Source organism: Niallia nealsonii, assembly GCF_002835805.1.
Classification (GTDB): Bacteria; Bacillota; Bacilli; order Bacillales; family Cytobacillaceae; genus Niallia; species Niallia nealsonii.
Genome location: NZ_PISE01000044.1, coordinates 19,686 through 35,931 on the forward strand (window position 1 = coordinate 19,686; position 16,246 = coordinate 35,931).

At 33.8% G+C, this 16,246-nt stretch carries 15 protein-coding genes; 1 reads left to right on the forward strand and 14 read right to left on the reverse strand.

All coding sequences use genetic code 11. The features are described 5' to 3' along the window. Positions 1-35: 35 nt before the first annotated feature. From CWS01_RS17790 to CWS01_RS17835, 10 genes are all read right to left on the reverse strand, one after another. Positions 36-1,436 carry a protoporphyrinogen oxidase gene (locus CWS01_RS17790; RefSeq protein WP_101178522.1) on the reverse strand — a complete coding sequence of 467 codons (1,401 nt, stop codon included), beginning with the start codon at positions 1,434-1,436 and terminating at the stop codon, positions 36-38. Positions 1,437-1,824: 388 nt separating this feature from the next. Then, positions 1,825-2,988, reverse strand: a complete 1,164-nt coding sequence (gene tuaH / locus CWS01_RS17795) for a teichuronic acid biosynthesis protein TuaH (RefSeq protein ID WP_101178523.1) — start codon at positions 2,986-2,988, stop codon at positions 1,825-1,827. Positions 2,989-3,013: 25 nt separating this feature from the next. Then, positions 3,014-3,772 carry a teichuronic acid biosynthesis protein TuaG gene (gene tuaG, locus CWS01_RS17800; protein ID WP_407938583.1) on the reverse strand — a complete coding sequence of 253 codons (759 nt, stop codon included), beginning with the start codon at positions 3,770-3,772 and terminating at the stop codon, positions 3,014-3,016. Positions 3,773-3,779: 7 nt separating this feature from the next. Next, positions 3,780-4,457: a hypothetical protein gene (locus tag CWS01_RS17805; RefSeq protein WP_101178524.1), complete on the reverse strand. Its 678-nt coding sequence runs from the start codon at positions 4,455-4,457 to the stop codon at positions 3,780-3,782. 1 nt (position 4,458) lies between these two features. Then, positions 4,459-5,907 (reverse strand): teichuronic acid biosynthesis protein TuaE, encoded by a 1,449-nt coding sequence (gene tuaE, locus CWS01_RS17810; RefSeq protein ID WP_101178525.1) that lies wholly within the window; start codon positions 5,905-5,907, stop codon positions 4,459-4,461. Positions 5,908-5,926: 19 nt separating this feature from the next. Next, positions 5,927-6,868 carry an NAD-dependent epimerase/dehydratase family protein gene (locus CWS01_RS17815; protein WP_101178526.1) on the reverse strand — a complete coding sequence of 314 codons (942 nt, stop codon included), beginning with the start codon at positions 6,866-6,868 and terminating at the stop codon, positions 5,927-5,929. A 96-nt stretch (positions 6,869-6,964) separates the two neighbouring features. After that, positions 6,965-8,188, reverse strand: coding sequence for a teichuronic acid biosynthesis protein TuaC (gene tuaC / locus CWS01_RS17820; protein WP_101178527.1), 1,224 nt, complete (start codon positions 8,186-8,188; stop codon positions 6,965-6,967). 19 nt (positions 8,189-8,207) lie between these two features. Continuing rightward, on the reverse strand, positions 8,208-9,650 hold the full coding sequence (tuaB, locus tag CWS01_RS17825; RefSeq protein WP_101178528.1) for a teichuronic acid biosynthesis protein TuaB: 1,443 nt from the start codon (positions 9,648-9,650) through the stop codon (positions 8,208-8,210). Continuing rightward, positions 9,651-10,310 (reverse strand): sugar transferase, encoded by a 660-nt coding sequence (locus CWS01_RS17830; protein WP_101178529.1) that lies wholly within the window; start codon positions 10,308-10,310, stop codon positions 9,651-9,653. A 174-nt stretch (positions 10,311-10,484) separates the two neighbouring features. After that, positions 10,485-10,934, reverse strand: a complete 450-nt coding sequence (locus tag CWS01_RS17835) for a hypothetical protein (protein ID WP_101178530.1) — start codon at positions 10,932-10,934, stop codon at positions 10,485-10,487. Between the two features lie 295 nt (positions 10,935-11,229). Between CWS01_RS17835 and CWS01_RS17840 the strand changes: the two genes are divergently transcribed. Next, on the forward strand, positions 11,230-11,919 hold the full coding sequence (locus CWS01_RS17840; protein WP_101178531.1) for a metal-dependent hydrolase: 690 nt from the start codon (positions 11,230-11,232) through the stop codon (positions 11,917-11,919). Positions 11,920-11,987: 68 nt separating this feature from the next. On the opposite strand, the gene trhO is transcribed toward CWS01_RS17840, so the two are convergent. The 4 genes from trhO to CWS01_RS17860 all read right to left on the reverse strand — a co-directional run bounded on the left by trhO (position 11,988) and on the right by CWS01_RS17860 (position 16,100). Beyond that, on the reverse strand, positions 11,988-12,953 hold the full coding sequence (trhO, locus tag CWS01_RS17845; protein WP_101178532.1) for an oxygen-dependent tRNA uridine(34) hydroxylase TrhO: 966 nt from the start codon (positions 12,951-12,953) through the stop codon (positions 11,988-11,990). A 144-nt stretch (positions 12,954-13,097) separates the two neighbouring features. Then, complete coding sequence (locus CWS01_RS17850; RefSeq protein WP_101178533.1) at positions 13,098-13,775, reverse strand: DUF975 family protein; 678 nt, start codon at positions 13,773-13,775, stop codon at positions 13,098-13,100. A gap of 142 nt (positions 13,776-13,917) precedes the next feature. Then, a complete protein-coding gene (locus CWS01_RS17855; RefSeq protein WP_101178534.1) occupies positions 13,918-14,823 on the reverse strand; it encodes a DMT family transporter in 906 nt (301 codons plus the stop codon). A gap of 251 nt (positions 14,824-15,074) precedes the next feature. Next, positions 15,075-16,100, reverse strand: a complete 1,026-nt coding sequence (locus CWS01_RS17860; RefSeq protein ID WP_101178535.1) for a DUF3231 family protein — start codon at positions 16,098-16,100, stop codon at positions 15,075-15,077. Positions 16,101-16,246 lie beyond the last annotated feature (146 nt).

Here is a 16,246-nt window from a genome sequence, read left to right on the forward strand (position 1 = left end):
ATATATTTTAATTTTTATGCCTAACCATTTTTATCTTACTTTACATTTTGCAGCAGCCTATTCCCCACCTTTTTTGCTGTCTCCTCTCCATTTGCAATGCAAGCAGCTATTCCCACACCGTAATAAGAGCAGCCTGCCAATATTACATCAGGATACAGAGAATTGAGTTTAACTGTAAGATCATCAACTGCTTCCTTATGATGCAAAGAATAAACAGGCATTAAATTATTCCATTTCGTAACCTCAAAACTTTTAGGCTTTTCATCAATGCCTAAGCTTTTTTTTATATCTTCTACTGCTACCTCAACTAATTCTTCTTCTGTAAGACTATTTAAGTGATTAAATGCTGGATTTGATTTTTTATAAAATACTCTTAATAACAATTGATTCTTTTTCGATGTATGCTTCCACTTCCTACTTGTCCATGTGCAAGCATCACAAACCAAATCACTATCGGAAGCAACAATAAATCCAGTTCCATCTTTAGGGAGTACCTTATCTTGAATATCATATGCTAAATACATAGTAATATTAGAGGAATTCTCTAATTTATCAAAAGTCTGATCCAGCTCTTGATTATTTAATAGTCGCTGTGAAACATCATGAGGAGTGGTCAAAATAATAGAAGCTGCTTCTAGCATTTCACCATTGTCAAAAGCTAATGTGTATGTCCCATTTGCCTTGTTAATTTTATTTACATTAGTCCCTTTTAATATCGTTACTTCTGTCAATACTGCTTCCAATCGATCTATAAGCGTGGACAATCCATTTTTAAAGGAAATAAACTTTTTATTAGCTGCAGATTGAAAAGTACTTTTATTTTTAGCTAAACCTTGTATAATACTGCCATATTCTTCTTTATAGTCCAGCAGGTAAGGCAAGGTAGACGCCATTGTCAATGAATTCAGACTTCCTGAATAAACGCCAGCAAGCACAGGAGCTATCTGTTTTTCCACTAGTTCTTTTCCGAAAAAATATTCCAGAAACTCCCCAATAGATGTTTCTTTTGTAAAACTTTTATTCTTTTTAAAAATATCTTTTAATGCTTCTATTTTTCCCTTTAAAGAAACAAGCTCACTAGAAAACAATGATTCCATACTCATTGGTATTCCAAAAACTGAATCTTTCGGGATTTGCAATAGCTTTTCTTTTGTATGAATATAAGATATTCCTGTTGCATTATAGCAAAGCTCACCTTCAAGGTTCAGTTCTTTTACAAAGGGCAATACATTTTTATTTCTTGCAACAATAGAGTCTGCGCCTATTTCCATAATAAAATTCCCCTTAGCAACAGAATAGATTTTGCCGCCAAGATCCTCCTCTCCCTCTATTAGTACAAGTTCTAGGTCCAATTGATGTTCTATTTTTATTTTTTGTAGATAATACATGGTAGATAACCCCGTTATCCCTCCACCTACAACGATGATTCTTTTCAATGAATCCACCTCAGATTTAATTATTATATGGCCATTATCTCATTTTCTTCCTGGTTTTGCTGTCTATAATTATGTCTATTTGTTCACAGATGCACAATAAAAGTCATTACTATATAACTGAAGCTATTATAGCGTATTGTTGTCTGCATACAAAATAACGGATACTTGGAGAAAACACTAAAAAAAGCAATCATCTAAAGATTGCTCCAGGCTGTCGACAAACGCCCGCTTTCTTCGTTGCTCGCCTTGTTCGGATCTCATTACCCGCATACGGTAACTCCGCTCCTCTCAAGGCTTCACGCCTCGAAAGGCAGACGTTTTCAATCAGCCTGAAAGTGTTTGTTTTTGACTTTGTCTACAACTCTGAAGCAATCATCTAAAGATTGCTCTATTTCGCTATTTTCTCTACCATAACTGAAAAGATGCTATTCCAGTCTTGTTTTTGAGCGAGTTCTATTCTTCTTTTTATTAATAAAGGGTTGTTTAGCTGATTAACCATCTTCTCACATTCTTGAATAAATGTTTTGCTGTCCTTTCCGTCCATATAACTATATATGCCAATCTCTTTATACTGAATAGTTGATGGTAAATTAACTCCTATCACACCTTTTCCCGCTGCAAGGAATTCAAATAGTTTAAGGGGAAAAATGGCTTTATTATAATAAGATGGCTTATATGGCATAATTCCTATATCAATTGTATTCATATACATTGGAACAAGATGGGGAGGAACACTTCCAATCCATAATACATTCTTTTCTTTAATCAATTGTTGAAAATCATTGCATTGATTTGTACTGTCTGGGCCAATAAATAAAAAGAACCATTCTTTTTTTTGTTTGGCAACCTGATGGATTAACGCAAAGTCGAGTTTTGGTTTTATCCCTCCAATATAGCCAAATACTGGTCCCTTTACATGAACTGGAAGCAATCCACTTGCTTTTTCTTGCGTTTGAAACAGATCAAATTCCACACCATTTTCATAGGTATAAATTGTCTTTTTTTTCTCTGGGGCACGCTCTACTATTTTTTCATATAAATACAAGGAAGAACATACGATATAATCAGCCTTTTGTATAATCTTCTCTTCACTGGAATAGATAAGTTTTTGTCTAGCAGTTGAAATGATGGAAGAAGCCCCATTTATTGGGGCAGACCATAAATCGCTGCAATCATAGATAATCTTATTCCATGGAAACAACTCTGCTAAATCAGAATAAGCTGGATATGTATACCAGAGATGGAACTGATACTTTTCCTTTTTATTAAATAAATAAGTTAGCAGTGTTTTCATTTTCTTTTTATAAAAAATAGACAAAAAACGGCTAAATCGGAATATCTTATTTTCTCCAGCATCTGCTATCGGCCACTGTAGAATATCATTAGGCAGTTTTTCTATTTCTCCAGTTTCTGAGCTAGGTGTAGGACATAACCAAATCACTTCTTCGGTGTTTTGCTGATGCTGCAAAAATTCTGCTAAACGATGTCTTCGATAACGGAGCATGTCTTCTCCCCATTCATTTGTTGCCACAATTACGTAAATGCTTTTCAATCTATTCACCTAATTTCGCTTCGCTTTATAATCTTTTCCTAACTGCATAAAAGGCATAATGAGAAAAACACCATGTCGCCTTAAGCAAATTCAGTCTTTCTATTTCTCTATAAACAAACCATGTTTTTTGAGCTGCTTTCCATTTATTTGCGGAAATCGAGTCATTTCCTACTCTGTATTCCGCAAGCACTTCATTTATTCCGTAAGCTTTGTAGCCTTTTTTTAAAATACCAAGCCATGTCGCCAAGTCTTGTCTCGTACGAATAGTCGGCATCTGTATATCTCCTGTTTGTTCTCGATTAATCATCACAGTTAAACAGCCTACAATCGTATTTTTTAGTAAATCCTGATAAGTTACTTCTATCGGTGCACTTACCTTTTTTCTTAAAGGAATTCCTTCTTTTGAAATATACTCATACGCTGTAAAAGTAAAAGCGGCGTCATATTGCTTCATAAAAGCAATCTGCACTGCAAGTTTATTTCTTTTCCAGCAATCATCACTGTCCAAAAAGGCAATAAACTGCCCTCTTGCCTGCTGCAGCGCTTTATTTCTCGCAACAGCTGCTCCTTTGTTTTCTTTTTCATAAAACACTCGGATTCTTGCATCTCTTTTTTCCATATCCCTTAATAGCTGTGGTGTTTCATCTGTTGAACAATCGTCTACAATAATCAATTCCCAGTTGGGGTATGTTTGATCTAAAACAGATAAAATGCTTTCCCTAATATATTTTCTAGCATTATAGGCTGGCATAATAATAGATATATGATCCTTCATATAGGCCATAAACCACTCACCTCGTTATCTGGGGATAATTTCTTATATATTCTGGAGCCACTATCATTAAGATACTAAACATCACGCCTAAAATTACCCCTACTATGGCTATTTCTTTAGCTGTTAATGTTCTAGCATTTTCTATAAGTGAAACATCTTTTACTAATGTAGCAGGCTTAATCGCTAGCTGACTCGTTTCTAATTCATATAAAAAACGCTGTTTATCTACAGAAGTATCTGAACTTGTTTCCAATGTTTCCAACGCATCGATATTCTTTTGAATAATCTTTCTTTTTAGGTTAAATTGAGTATTATCTACAGCTAAAAAGGCTGTGGTTATTTTTTTTAATGATTGTGCTGCTTCTGCTTTTGAAGACCCTCTATAGATAAAATAAATTGTATTATCGCTAGCACTTTTGATTGTTAAAGAATTGCTATTTTCCGCAAACCAATCTTCCTCCAAGTGATCATCATAAAAAGCTGTACTTGTCAGCAGTTGGATTACTTGCTTCGGATCATTAAAAGAATTATTTTCATAGCTTCCTAGTTTTACTGCTGCTTCTGCAGAATAACTTTGTTCTTCCTTCCCAAAAGGCATCACTGGCCCAATTATTCCTAAAATTAGAATAATAGCTGCACAAACCCACCATCTTCTTTTTATGCGGGCTGCTACTCTTCTATAAAATTCCTTCATTTCAGAAGCTCCTTATCCCTTTTTGTCTCATTTTTTTAAAGACAGCTACAGTAGAAGTAACAAATCCTAAGAAAACCCAATGGAAATACAGATTAATAACAGAACTTGGACTAATACTCGAAACTAAAAATACGATCATTCCAACAAGACAGCTTTCAATCAGCATTTTATATGTTGTATGATGAAATTCTGTATAAATTCTGTACAAAGATAGACTTAAGTAAAATAGCATTCCTATATAGCCTAATAAAATGAAAATGCCGAAATTGCCAGCTATTTCTGCTAACCAATTATGCACTTGGAATACCCCACCTGTTGGAAAAATAGCATATCTCTCCAGATAATAAGGAATATTACCTGCTCCGACACCTAATCCATATGTATCCATAACATAATAAAAAGTATTTTTTAATAAATTCATTCGAGCAAGATTAGACGGCAGCGCGTTATTTTGTTCATATATCGAAGACATAATAGTCCATTGATGGATTGTATAAGCTATTTTCGGCAGTGCAATAAAAACACCCGCGATGCCGCTAATGATGAAAAAGGTCAGGATTATGGTTTTTATTTTTTTATTTGCAAGGATAAAAATATAAGAAATTATCCCAACTATTATCGCCAAAATACTTGCTCTAGATTCCGTTAAATAAATTAGATACACAGATATACATGAAAGAAGTAATGCACTATTTCTGCCCCATTTTTTGCTGCAATTTTTAGCCACTGCAAGATAAAAAAAGAAAGAAATAGATAAAAAAGCAGCAAAGTCGTTTTGATTAAAAAATACAGCTGTCGGATAAGATTGCTTATATGCCTCCCCTCCAAAAAGACCAGAGCTAGGCAATTGAATATGTCCATAATAATTAACTAACCCTAGCATTAGTAAAATGGAGGTCATCCCTAGCCAAATTCCATACATAATCAAAAGATGAGATATTCTTGTTAAAATCACATTAGCCAAATAAACAAAAAGTATACCGACTGCCAGCAACAGCATATATTTAATAGCCGCTGCAAAAGACTTCGCCCAAAGAATGGATATACATCCATAAACAAGCCAAATACAGAAAAACAGCCACACTCCCTTTAATGGAAAATGATAAATATCCTTTATGATCCATTTTCTCTTCACTCCATAAAAAAAATACAGAGCAGCTGTGGCGAGTAGCAGCAATCGATACAAAAACAACTGAAAAAAATCAATGTTTATGCTAAATACCGACTGATTAAGAAAGGTGGCAGCTACTAATAAATACATCAAACCTTTTATCGATTCTTTTATTGAAAATATTGGATAAATGGTCATTAAAATCAGCGCACCCCATATGATGGATAGTATAAAAACCCATTTAATATCCAATTGCAATAATAGAAATGAGAAAAATATTATTGCATAAAGGAAAACGGATGTACCTATCGCCTGACGTGCCAATCGATTGCTTTCCATTCCTTTTATTTCCTTTCTATTACTTTAATTCTTGCAAAAGATTATTAGTAGCAAACAATAGGGTCTCTTTTAACCCATTCTCTAACTGTGTCTCTGGCGTCCAATTTAGCAGTTTCATTGCCTGTTGATTGCAAAGAATGCTGTGGCGAATATCACCAGCTCTTTCTCTTTCATACTTAATTTCTAGCCTCTCTATATCGGCTGCTTTTTTCATTTTTCTCCATAAATCATTAATGGTAATCTTTGTGTTAGAGGAAATGTTCACACAAAGATTTTCCGTTATCTCTAAAGCTTTAATATTCGCCCGCGCTACATCCTTTACATAAATAAAGTCTCTTGTTTGTTCACCATCTCCATAAATATGCAAAAGATTATTGGTTTGGATTTTTTCAGAAAAAATAGAAACCACTCCGCCTTCTCCCTTTGCATCCTGCCTTGGACCATAAACATTGCTGTATCGAAGGATTCCATAAGACAATTGATAAAACTTATTGGCCATTTTTAAATACTTCTCTACTGTTAATTTTGTCAATCCATATGGCGACTCAGGCAAGGTTGGGTGCTCCACAGTCACAGGAAGCTCCAATGGATTGCCATAAACAGCCGCAGATGAAGCAAATACTAGTTTTTGTACAGAAGCTTTTACTGCAGCTTTAATAATATGAAGGGAACCTTTTACATTGACATTTTCATCATGCAAAATATCATAAACAGATTCAGCTACACTTACTTGCGCTGCCTGATGAATAATATACGCTGGCTCAAGTCCGGCAATAAAATCAATAATGGCAGGGTTAGTAATATCATATTCATAAATCTCTATAGGAAGATGCGCTATATTGGAGTAATGGCCTGTTGAAAAATTATCTATGACAATGACTTCATATCCTGCTTGAACTAACTCCTCTGCAATATGTGATCCGATAAATCCTGCTCCACCTGTCACAACCACTTTACTCATTTTTTCATCCTCCTAATGTTCCTATCTTTTTCTTAGAATTTTTTATCATTTGCAGGGGCCCATTTCCTTATTAAAAATCCAATATTAGAGGATAGATTATCCTGTAATAATCGATGGCTCTTCTAATACTCGAGTTTCTTTTTCTCCAGATGAAATCAAGGATGCATAGTGATCTATTAGCCGCTCTGCATTTTTTTTTGCCCCGTAATGTTTTTGTACATGTTCATATAGCTCTTCACATAATGTACTAGCCACTTCTTGTTTTGTTAAATATTCATTTAATCTTACTGCTAAGCTCTTTACTGATTTCGGCTCAATTAATTTATCCTTATATTTTCCAAATAAATCAGGAACACCGCCCACCCTTGTACAAACAACCGGTATTTTCAGCGAAATTGCTTCTATAATAACGGTTGGCATACCTTCAGAATAAGAAGGCAATGCAAAGATATCGCTGGCATACATATAATCTACTATTCTTTCATTTTCCATCTGCCCTAATAAAAACAATTGCTTGTTATACATAGGATGCTGCTTTAAACCTTCTCCTCCTGGGCCATCGCCGATAAAGAAAACAACTGTATCTTTAGCCAAATAAGCAAGACTTTCTGCTAATTCAAATATTCCTTTTTCTTTTACTAATCTGCCTACAAAAATTATGATTTTCTTATCTTCTGGGAGATTGAGCTGTTTTTTCACATGCCTTTTCGAAATAAGGGGATGACTAAATTTGCTTAAATCAATTCCTATAGGCAAAACAATACTATCTCTTCCTGTCTTATCTTTCGCTTTATCTGCCAAGTTTTTTCCCACTGTGATTACCTTATCTGCTGATAGAACCGTCTTGCAGAAAATTTTTTCTGCTCCTTTGCTAAAGCTTGGATAAATATGAACATCACTACCATGCAGCGTCAATACCCAGGGCTTTTTTATCTCTTTAGCTACCCTTCTGCAAGCTCCTCCTGATGGCATCGCGAAATGAGCATGAAGCAAATCAAATGTCAGATTGTTTTCTTTAATAGCAGCTAAAACTGCCTTCGCTATTCTTTGATCAGGCTGTGACCATCTAAGCTGCCCAGGATAAGCTGTATATTTGGGACTATAGACGGTTATCCCATTTCTTTCATATATAGAAGATGTGGGAGTTAGCTGATACTTCTTTTTTAATAAACGCAGAATTGGCGAATGATACGGAACTGGACAAATAACAGTCACCTCTATACCCTGTTTTTTTAATTCCTGTACTTGTGTTTCATGGAATACTCCATTACCTGGCTGTTTATCGCTTGGATATGCACTTGTAACCCATAAAACTTTCATCCTCATTCTCTCCTTTCATTTAATTTAAAAAAGATGTTCCTTTTTTATTAAGAAGAAATTTTTTTAAAAGCAGAAAATATACGATGGCACTTACTGCGATAGCGAGCGATAGCACAGTAGCGCTGGAAAGATAAAAACTTGTGATTGTTTTGATAAAAAAAGCAACCAGTGTAATAAAAACTGCTAATAGAAAAGGAGTAAGAATGCTTTTCATATAAAGGCTCCATTTTAAATTAATCAGTCTGTCTAACAGCCATCTTCCTAATATAAAATTAATGAGACTAACTGCAGCATATGTCCATGCAACTACTATTAAATGCTCTGATAAAACAGCTAAAAATAAGGCAACTCCATATATAACCATGAAAATAGCATCCCAATAAAATGCTAGATTTGCTTTACCTTTTGCAAGAATGATACTCCCATTTGGATTCATCAATACTCGCAAAATTCCTACTACAAGCATTATTTTTAAAATAGGTACAGCATCCATCCACTCTTTTCCAAACATTAATGCAATAAATAAATCAGAAAGGGCAAGTAAACCAATTAACAAAGGAAAAGTAATAAATGCAATCATTTTCGTCATATATATAAAACCATCTGTTAATTGAGCATTATCATGCTGCACCTTAGAAAATACAGGAAAAGCAACCCTAGTGATAATAGGATTAATCTTCAAAACAGGGATTGTCACAATTTGATAGACAAGACTATAAATTCCTAGTGCTTCCATCCCCATAAATTTCCCTATTAAAATAACGTCTAAATTCCCTCCGATTCGATTAACAAGCCTAGACAACAATTGATATATCCCAAATGAAAAAATCTCTTTACAGCAGCTCAAATCAAAAATAAATGCTGGTTTCCATATCTTTCTGTAGCACACATAATATAAAAAACCTTTTAAGGAATATAAAATAACTTGTGATGCTACATAAGCGATAATGGGCTCTACGCTGCTCTTAAACAAGAAAACAAAAAGCAGCAGAAAACTAAGGAGGACAGATACGGTTTCTATTTTTCCAATCGTCTGAAATCTTAACTCTTTTTGCAGTAAATATTGTGCTTGTTGACCCATTGGAGCAAATAAAAACAACCAGGCTAATAGACTTATCCCTTTAATTAATTCCTTTTCATGAAAAAATGATGCAATTAAAGGGCTTCCTAGCTGCAAAGCAAAAAAAAGAAAAATTCCAAAAAAGATATTTATCCAAAATAATGTGGATAGTTGCCTATTGGACAGCTTTTCCTTTTGAATAACAGCAGAGCCTATTCCAAGATCTAAAATAATCTGTGCAAAAATAATCATTGTTGTAAACATGCCAACCATCCCAAACTCTTGGACAGTTAAACTATTTCCAAGGAGCAAAAACTGAATGATTTGTGTAATAGTAATAATAATGGTAGAAAAACTAGACCATTTAGCACCATTTATAATTTGTGCCTTTATCGGGATCAATCAACGAGCACCTTCTCCTGTTAAAATGACTTTTACAGTTTTAGCCAAGATTTTCATTTCCAAAGAAAACTTCAAATTAGATATGTACTCTAAATCGTATTTCAGCTTCTCTTTTGGCGTAATATTATATCCGCCATTAACTTGTGCCAATCCAGTTAAGCCTGGTTTTACTGCCAATCTATTAGAAAATCCAGCTATTTCTCTATCAAACTTCGCTGTAAAACATGGCCTTTCTGGTCTTGGTCCAATAATAGACATATCTCCTTTTAAAACACAAAGCAGCTGCGGCAGTTCATCAATCCTTGTTTTACGGATAAAACTCCCTATTTTAGTAACTCTAGGATCATTTGCCTCTGCCCATTTTGCACCGTCTTTTTCCGCATCTAATTTCATGGAACGGAGCTTGATTAAATAAAAATACTCTCCCTTTCTTCCTACCCTTTGTTGTATATAGAAGGGAGATCCAGGTGTTTCTAACACAATTAAAACCGCAAATAATACAACAATAGGAGCTGCAATAATTATGCCAAGTGATGCTAAAAGAAAATCTAGTATTCTTTTCACCCATAAGTAATATTCAACTTGTTTAGAAATCAAAACCTGGGATCCTTGAACAATGGAATATTCATGAAAAATATTAAATCTCTTGTCCCCGCTCATCATGCTCACCTCGTAGATATGGTTAATGTAGTGGCCAACCTTGTTTATTAGTATATTCTGAATTTATGTAGTGAACGTTGAGAAAAAATGAAGGAATGGTAAATGTTTGTAAATATTATAAATTAACAAAAAAAGCGATCATTAATAAATGACCACTTTTCAACAACTATATAATTACTGCTCCAGTTTGTTTGCTAATACAATATTAAACTTTACCTGGTTATCTACCTTTTCTATATTGCTTATTTCCCAATTTTTCGCAAGCATGTTTTTCAACAGTATAAAATCTTCATTGGGAAGAAGTATATTCATTAAAATAATGCCGGCATCCATATAATCTATTCTTTCTGCTAAATGAAATTTCAAGCGAAGCCATTTTTTTAACGTTCCTTTTGTAAAAAACACTATTTCATATTTCCCTGCTATTACTTGTTCTATTTTCTGTGGATTACTTTGATAATAGTTAATCAAAGTATCCCAATCTGGCATCCCTCTTCCACAATTGGCTAAAAAGATTTTATCTCTTTTTTGAAGCGCTTTCAAAATTTCCCGATTAAAATATCCCTGATTTCTGATCTGTTCAATCATAATAGCATAATTTAGTGGAATTTTTGTCCGTTCCATGCATCTTCTCCCTTCACCAAAATATTTACTACTTATTTATTCACTTCCTGCTGCATATATACCTTCTATTCTATTTATTTTCATGCTGATTAAATATATATTTTTACAGGCTGTCCTTAATCAAATAAAAACAGGTATTTAACCTAAATCTCTATTTTTTCAAATAATCCCTCATAAGATCAAAGGAGAGATAAATCTTTTATTCACCTCGATTAAGATGATTGCTCTAAGGGTATATTGTAATAATGTCTAAAACGCGGGACGATATCTTTTAATAATGAAGGAGAGGATCTTTATGAAAATTACTTACCATGGCCAATCGACCATCCAAATTTCCACTACCAGCAAATCCCTAATTATTGATCCATTTATTAGCGGAAATGATGCTGCGACAATAACGGCAGAAGATATTAAAGTAGATGCAGTTTTGTTGACTCATGCCCATATGGATCATATTTTAGATGCTGCCCCAATCGCAAAAGCAAATAACGCTCCAATTGTCGCAAACCCTGAATTAGCTGCCTACATGTCATGGAAAGGAGTAGAAACCATTGGCATGAATATAGGAGGCACGCTTGATTTAGAATTTGCGACTGCAAAAATGACACATGCTTTTCATAGTTCTGGAATTATTGATGAAGAGAATCAACAAATTTTATATGGCGGAATGCCAGGCGGCTTTATTATTGAAGCAGAAGGTAAAACCATTCTTCATGCCGGGGATACAGGGCTTTTTAGTGACATGAAAATGATCGGTGAAAGACATTCTATTGATATTGCTTTTATTCCAATCGGCGACCATTTCACAATGGGTCCAGGAGATGCTTTGCAGGCTGCCAAATGGTATAATGCTAAACTCATTATTCCTATCCACTACAATACATTTCCAATCATTCAACAAGACGTGGAAGCGTTCATCAGTAAACTAAAGGAACATGGATTAAAAGGTAAAGTACTTCATGTTGGGGAAACTATCGAGCTTTAAAAAATTCGTATACAGCAAAAAGGGTTGTAGCTTTTCCCCTGATAACAGCGGAAAAGCTACAACCTTTTTTAAATGACATGGCTTTCTTCTTCTAATGCAGCGACTCTCTTTGCTACTTCTTCTGGAGTCATATCATTTGCCTTCACATATAAATTCCATGGATGTGTACGACACTCATGACTGCAGCTTTTCATATATTTCTCCTCATTTTCCGGTAAACAAAGCATTTTTCTATTGCATTCTGGATTTGCACAGTTAACATAACGTTCACAAGGCTCTCCTGTAAAAATATCTTTTCCAACAACAACATGTTCCACTCTGTTTACTGGTACACTAATTCTTTCATCGAACACATAGCATTGCCCATCCCATAGTTTTCCTTGTATCTCTGGATCTTTTCCATAAGTTACAATTCCACCATCTAACTGTGATACATCTTCAAACCCTTCTCTTATTAACCATCCTGAGAATTTTTCGCAGCGCACTCCACCTGTACAATAAGTTAAGATTTTTTTGCCTTCCAACATCTCTTTATTTTCTTGAATCCATTGCGGCAATTCTCGAAATGTTTCTATCTCTGGTTTAATTGCTCCTCGAAAATGTCCTAAATCGAACTCATAATCATTTCGGGCATCAATTACTACTGTGTCTGGATCCTGCAGCTGCTCAAAAAATTCTATCGGCTTTAAATGTTTTCCTGTTAATTGTAATGGATCAATATCTTCCTCTAAGCTTAGATTTACTAGCTCTTTTTTATACTTTACATGCATTTTTTTAAAGGCATGACCTTCCGCCTCATCTATTTTAAAGATAGTATCATAAAAACGAGGATCTTCTCTTAGTGCGTCCATATATTGTTCTGTCTGCTCAAATGTTCCTGAAACAGTTCCATTAATCCCTTCCTTGGAAACTAGAATTCTCCCTAGCAATCCTAATTCTTTACAAAAAGCTAAATGCTCCATTGTAAATTCTTCGGGATTCTCAATTGTTACATATTTATAATAAAGCAACACTCTATATGCTTGGTTCTCCATAATTACAACATCCTATTCTATACTTTTTTTGCACTATGTTAATCATACAACAAATATAAGAATAGGAAAAACCCATTGCTTTATTTTACAAAATATACTAAAAAGACGGATAATCCTTGTATGGATATCCGCCTTTTCTTCAGATTAAAGAAGTTCTTTTTCTTCATCCTTTTTATCAGCGATAATTTCATTATAAAATGCTGCCATAGTTGCACTGTAATAAGGTACGAACCATAAAAAACCAATTCCTAATGAGATTAAACACAATATTCCCCAACCAATAAAACTAAGTTGCAGCAAAAAATATTTCCACTTGTATCCAACCATTCTTTTTCTGCTTTCCGTTATTGCTTCCAAAACAGTATATTCAGGATGGTCTTTTAATAGGTAAAATGTTTGAGAATAAGCTAATCCTTTTATAATTCCAGGAATAAGTAATAATAAAGACCATAAAAATACAAAAATCCCTTGCACAATAGATACCCATATCAGCTTTAAAAAGACTTTCCAATCTTTATAGACAAAAAATATTTCTTCTAACTTCGGAAGACTGCCTCTTACTAAATTCACGTAAAACCATATGACGCCTATTCCTAAAGGAATTAAAATAATACTTATCAGTAAGCTGACAAGGGATGCAGCAAGAGGGGTTTGATCTGTGTCTTGCATCACCCAATTAGTAAAACCGCCACTTAAAGGGATTTCAAAAACGAGAGGCAAACCTGCATTGATAAGAAATACGATAAATGTCACTGCTACCCCAAGACCCCAATATCCTTTTAATGATAACCTTGCTTCTTTCTTTAATGCCGAAATGCTCAAATTGCAACTCCTCCTTCTATGATGAATATATCCTACCCTCCTGCTTTTACACTTACCTTCTATACTTATTTTCATTTTTAATAATTATTCCAAGCCTTTTTAAGTTTAAAACGCTCATTTCTTCTTATGATAAGTGTTTCCTTTAGAGATTTTGAGGATTAGGATTAGAATTAACTTTTATTTGTCTCTTATGAAAATATGTAAAAAGATAACAGCCCGCTATTACCACTGCACTGCCAACGCCTTGTATCCAGGTCATCTTCTCTCCTAAAAATAAAAAAGCAAGAACGGCAGTAAAAATTGGATTGAAGTTTAAAAAAACTCCGCTTGTTGTTGCACCTAATTTCTGTACACCGATATTCCACAATACCATACATACTACTGTTGAAACTATTCCTAAATATAAAATGGATTGAATGAATTTTCTATTTACATCAATAATTTCAAAATCAGCAAAATTAAAAGGAAACATCAGCATAATTCCAAATAAGCCAGAATATAAAGTCGACATTAGCGGACTTACATCATAACTCATTGCCCATTTGCTGCAGATAGAATATATTCCCCAAATACATACTGCACCAATCATATATAAATCTCCTATATTAAACTGAAAGGATAATAAGGAAAAAAGATTGCCTTTTGTCAGTACTAATAGCACTCCTGAAAAAGATAAAAACATTGATCCCATCTGTAGAATATTAATCTTTTCCTTTAAAAAAAGAAAAGAGCATACAGCAATAGAAATGGTATTTAACGTTGAGATTAATCCTACATTTGTTGCCGATGTTTTTTCTAATGCAAAAAATTGTAGAAGATTAAAAATAAAAACCCCTGTCGCTCCCATTAAAATCAATGGTAGTATTGCTTCCTTTGGAGGATATAGTTTTTTTTCTTTCCACCATACAATTGGAAGCAGCGTCAACACTCCAATAATCCATCTTAAACTTGTTAAAGTCATGGGAGAAGCATGACCTACAAGAGATTTTCCAAGTACAAAATTCCCTCCAAATAAAAAGCTCGTTAACAGTAGCAACAAATATGGCATTCCATTATCTCCCTATAAAAAAGTCATTTTCCTATTTATAAATCTAGTACTCTACAAATATCTTATCATTATTCTCTTAAAATCTAAATGGCTTAAATAATGAAATAGAAACAACTTAATCGCATTTTGCAAACAAAAAACGATTGCAAATTTTCAATCAAACAAAGCAACCGTTTTTTAGCCTGTCAATTATAAAAACATTCCGCTTTCTAAAAAAAAGCTATGTAATCTTTTTTTATTTTATATTACTTTTAATGGAACTCGCTTTTTTTATTTTTAACCAATGTAGTTCGGTCTAATATTCCTGGCGGTTGTTCTAACCAACTGTTTTTTATCATAAGATCTGCTCCACCTTTAGCATATTGAGCTATCTCAAAGGATAAACGTTCATAGTTTATGGCCAAATCGCTTCTTTGGCTTGCCCCTGCTGCTGCTGAATAATTTCCTATTCCAGCTGCACTTAATAAACTCATATGAAACATTATCAGTTTATCTGAAAAAGTTGGGATAGTAGAGTTTGTTATTCCTATATCAGCTGACATTGGACTTTGCAAATTCTCTTCCAATAGAGTATTCATAAAGATTTTTATATGCTTTTGGGCTATTTCCTTTCCTTGCATCATAAATTGCTGTACATCTTTGTTGGCAGATGTTTGAGCAAATGCCAAACTAATTTTAGATCCTACATTATTTGTTTGTGTATTCATAAATAGATGGGAAATTTCAATAGAATTTAGTGGACGTTTTTTATGAAAAAAATGAAATCCACTTAAATAGCTATTACTATCCACATAATCTTTTGTTTTCGGTACAAGAATATAGGGGGAACGAACTATTAAACCCTTGCTTATAAGTAAACTTGTGCTTTTTCTAAATAATTTAGAAGTATCAGCAAGCCCATTTGTGAATATTTCAACGATATCTTCCCGCACGCTCATGGAAAGAAGTCCACTAAATGCTAGAAGACCCGCCTTTGCCATATGATTTATATAAAATAAACAAAACGTATCTGTAAATAACGCAGGAGCTTCTAAATTTACATCATTTTTGGAAAATCCGTATGGTTTTTCATATGTATCCTTCTTAAATATGGTAGCCAGATGATCTACTTGCTTTATAGAAATGGTTAAAGCTAGATCAATAACTGCTTTTATTTCTGAATCTTCTATATGTTTTTTCATATGACTTAATATACATACAGACATGCTGTTATTCATATAAGAAGTCCAAATACAAGCTATTTCCGATGAAGTAAGCTTTACATTTGAATCGTGCATAAATAAACCCCCCACTAAAAAGTAATCACCTGTACTCTATTATTTACATATTTTTTATAATTATCCCTTAAGAGATAAGAAGCAAAAGTACTTATTCACATGAAAAATCGGTTGATTTTAGTGGGGGATATTTTGAAAAAAGCTGA

Bases quoted from the DNA above. Each gene is read 5' to 3' on its own strand.
- tuaG (WP_407938583.1), bottom strand. From the start codon at position 3,772: ATGGCCTATATGAAGGATCATATATCTATTATTATGCCAGCCTATAAT.
- CWS01_RS17805 (WP_101178524.1), bottom strand. From the start codon at position 4,457: ATGAAGGAATTTTATAGAAGAGTAGCAGCCCGCATAAAAAGAAGATGG.
- tuaE (WP_101178525.1), bottom strand. From the start codon at position 5,907: ATGGAAAGCAATCGATTGGCACGTCAGGCGATAGGTACATCCGTTTTC.
- CWS01_RS17815 (WP_101178526.1), bottom strand. From the start codon at position 6,868: ATGAGTAAAGTGGTTGTGACAGGTGGAGCAGGATTTATCGGATCACAT.
- tuaC (WP_101178527.1), bottom strand. From the start codon at position 8,188: ATGAAAGTTTTATGGGTTACAAGTGCATATCCAAGCGATAAACAGCCA.
- CWS01_RS17830 (WP_101178529.1), bottom strand. From the start codon at position 10,310: ATGAGCGGGGACAAGAGATTTAATATTTTTCATGAATATTCCATTGTT.
- CWS01_RS17835 (WP_101178530.1), bottom strand. From the start codon at position 10,934: ATGGAACGGACAAAAATTCCACTAAATTATGCTATTATGATTGAACAG.
- CWS01_RS17840 (WP_101178531.1), top strand. From the start codon at position 11,230: ATGAAAATTACTTACCATGGCCAATCGACCATCCAAATTTCCACTACC.
- trhO (WP_101178532.1), bottom strand. From the start codon at position 12,953: ATGGAGAACCAAGCATATAGAGTGTTGCTTTATTATAAATATGTAACA.
- CWS01_RS17855 (WP_101178534.1), bottom strand. From the start codon at position 14,823: ATGCCATATTTGTTGCTACTGTTAACGAGCTTTTTATTTGGAGGGAAT.
- CWS01_RS17860 (WP_101178535.1), bottom strand. From the start codon at position 16,100: ATGCACGATTCAAATGTAAAGCTTACTTCATCGGAAATAGCTTGTATT.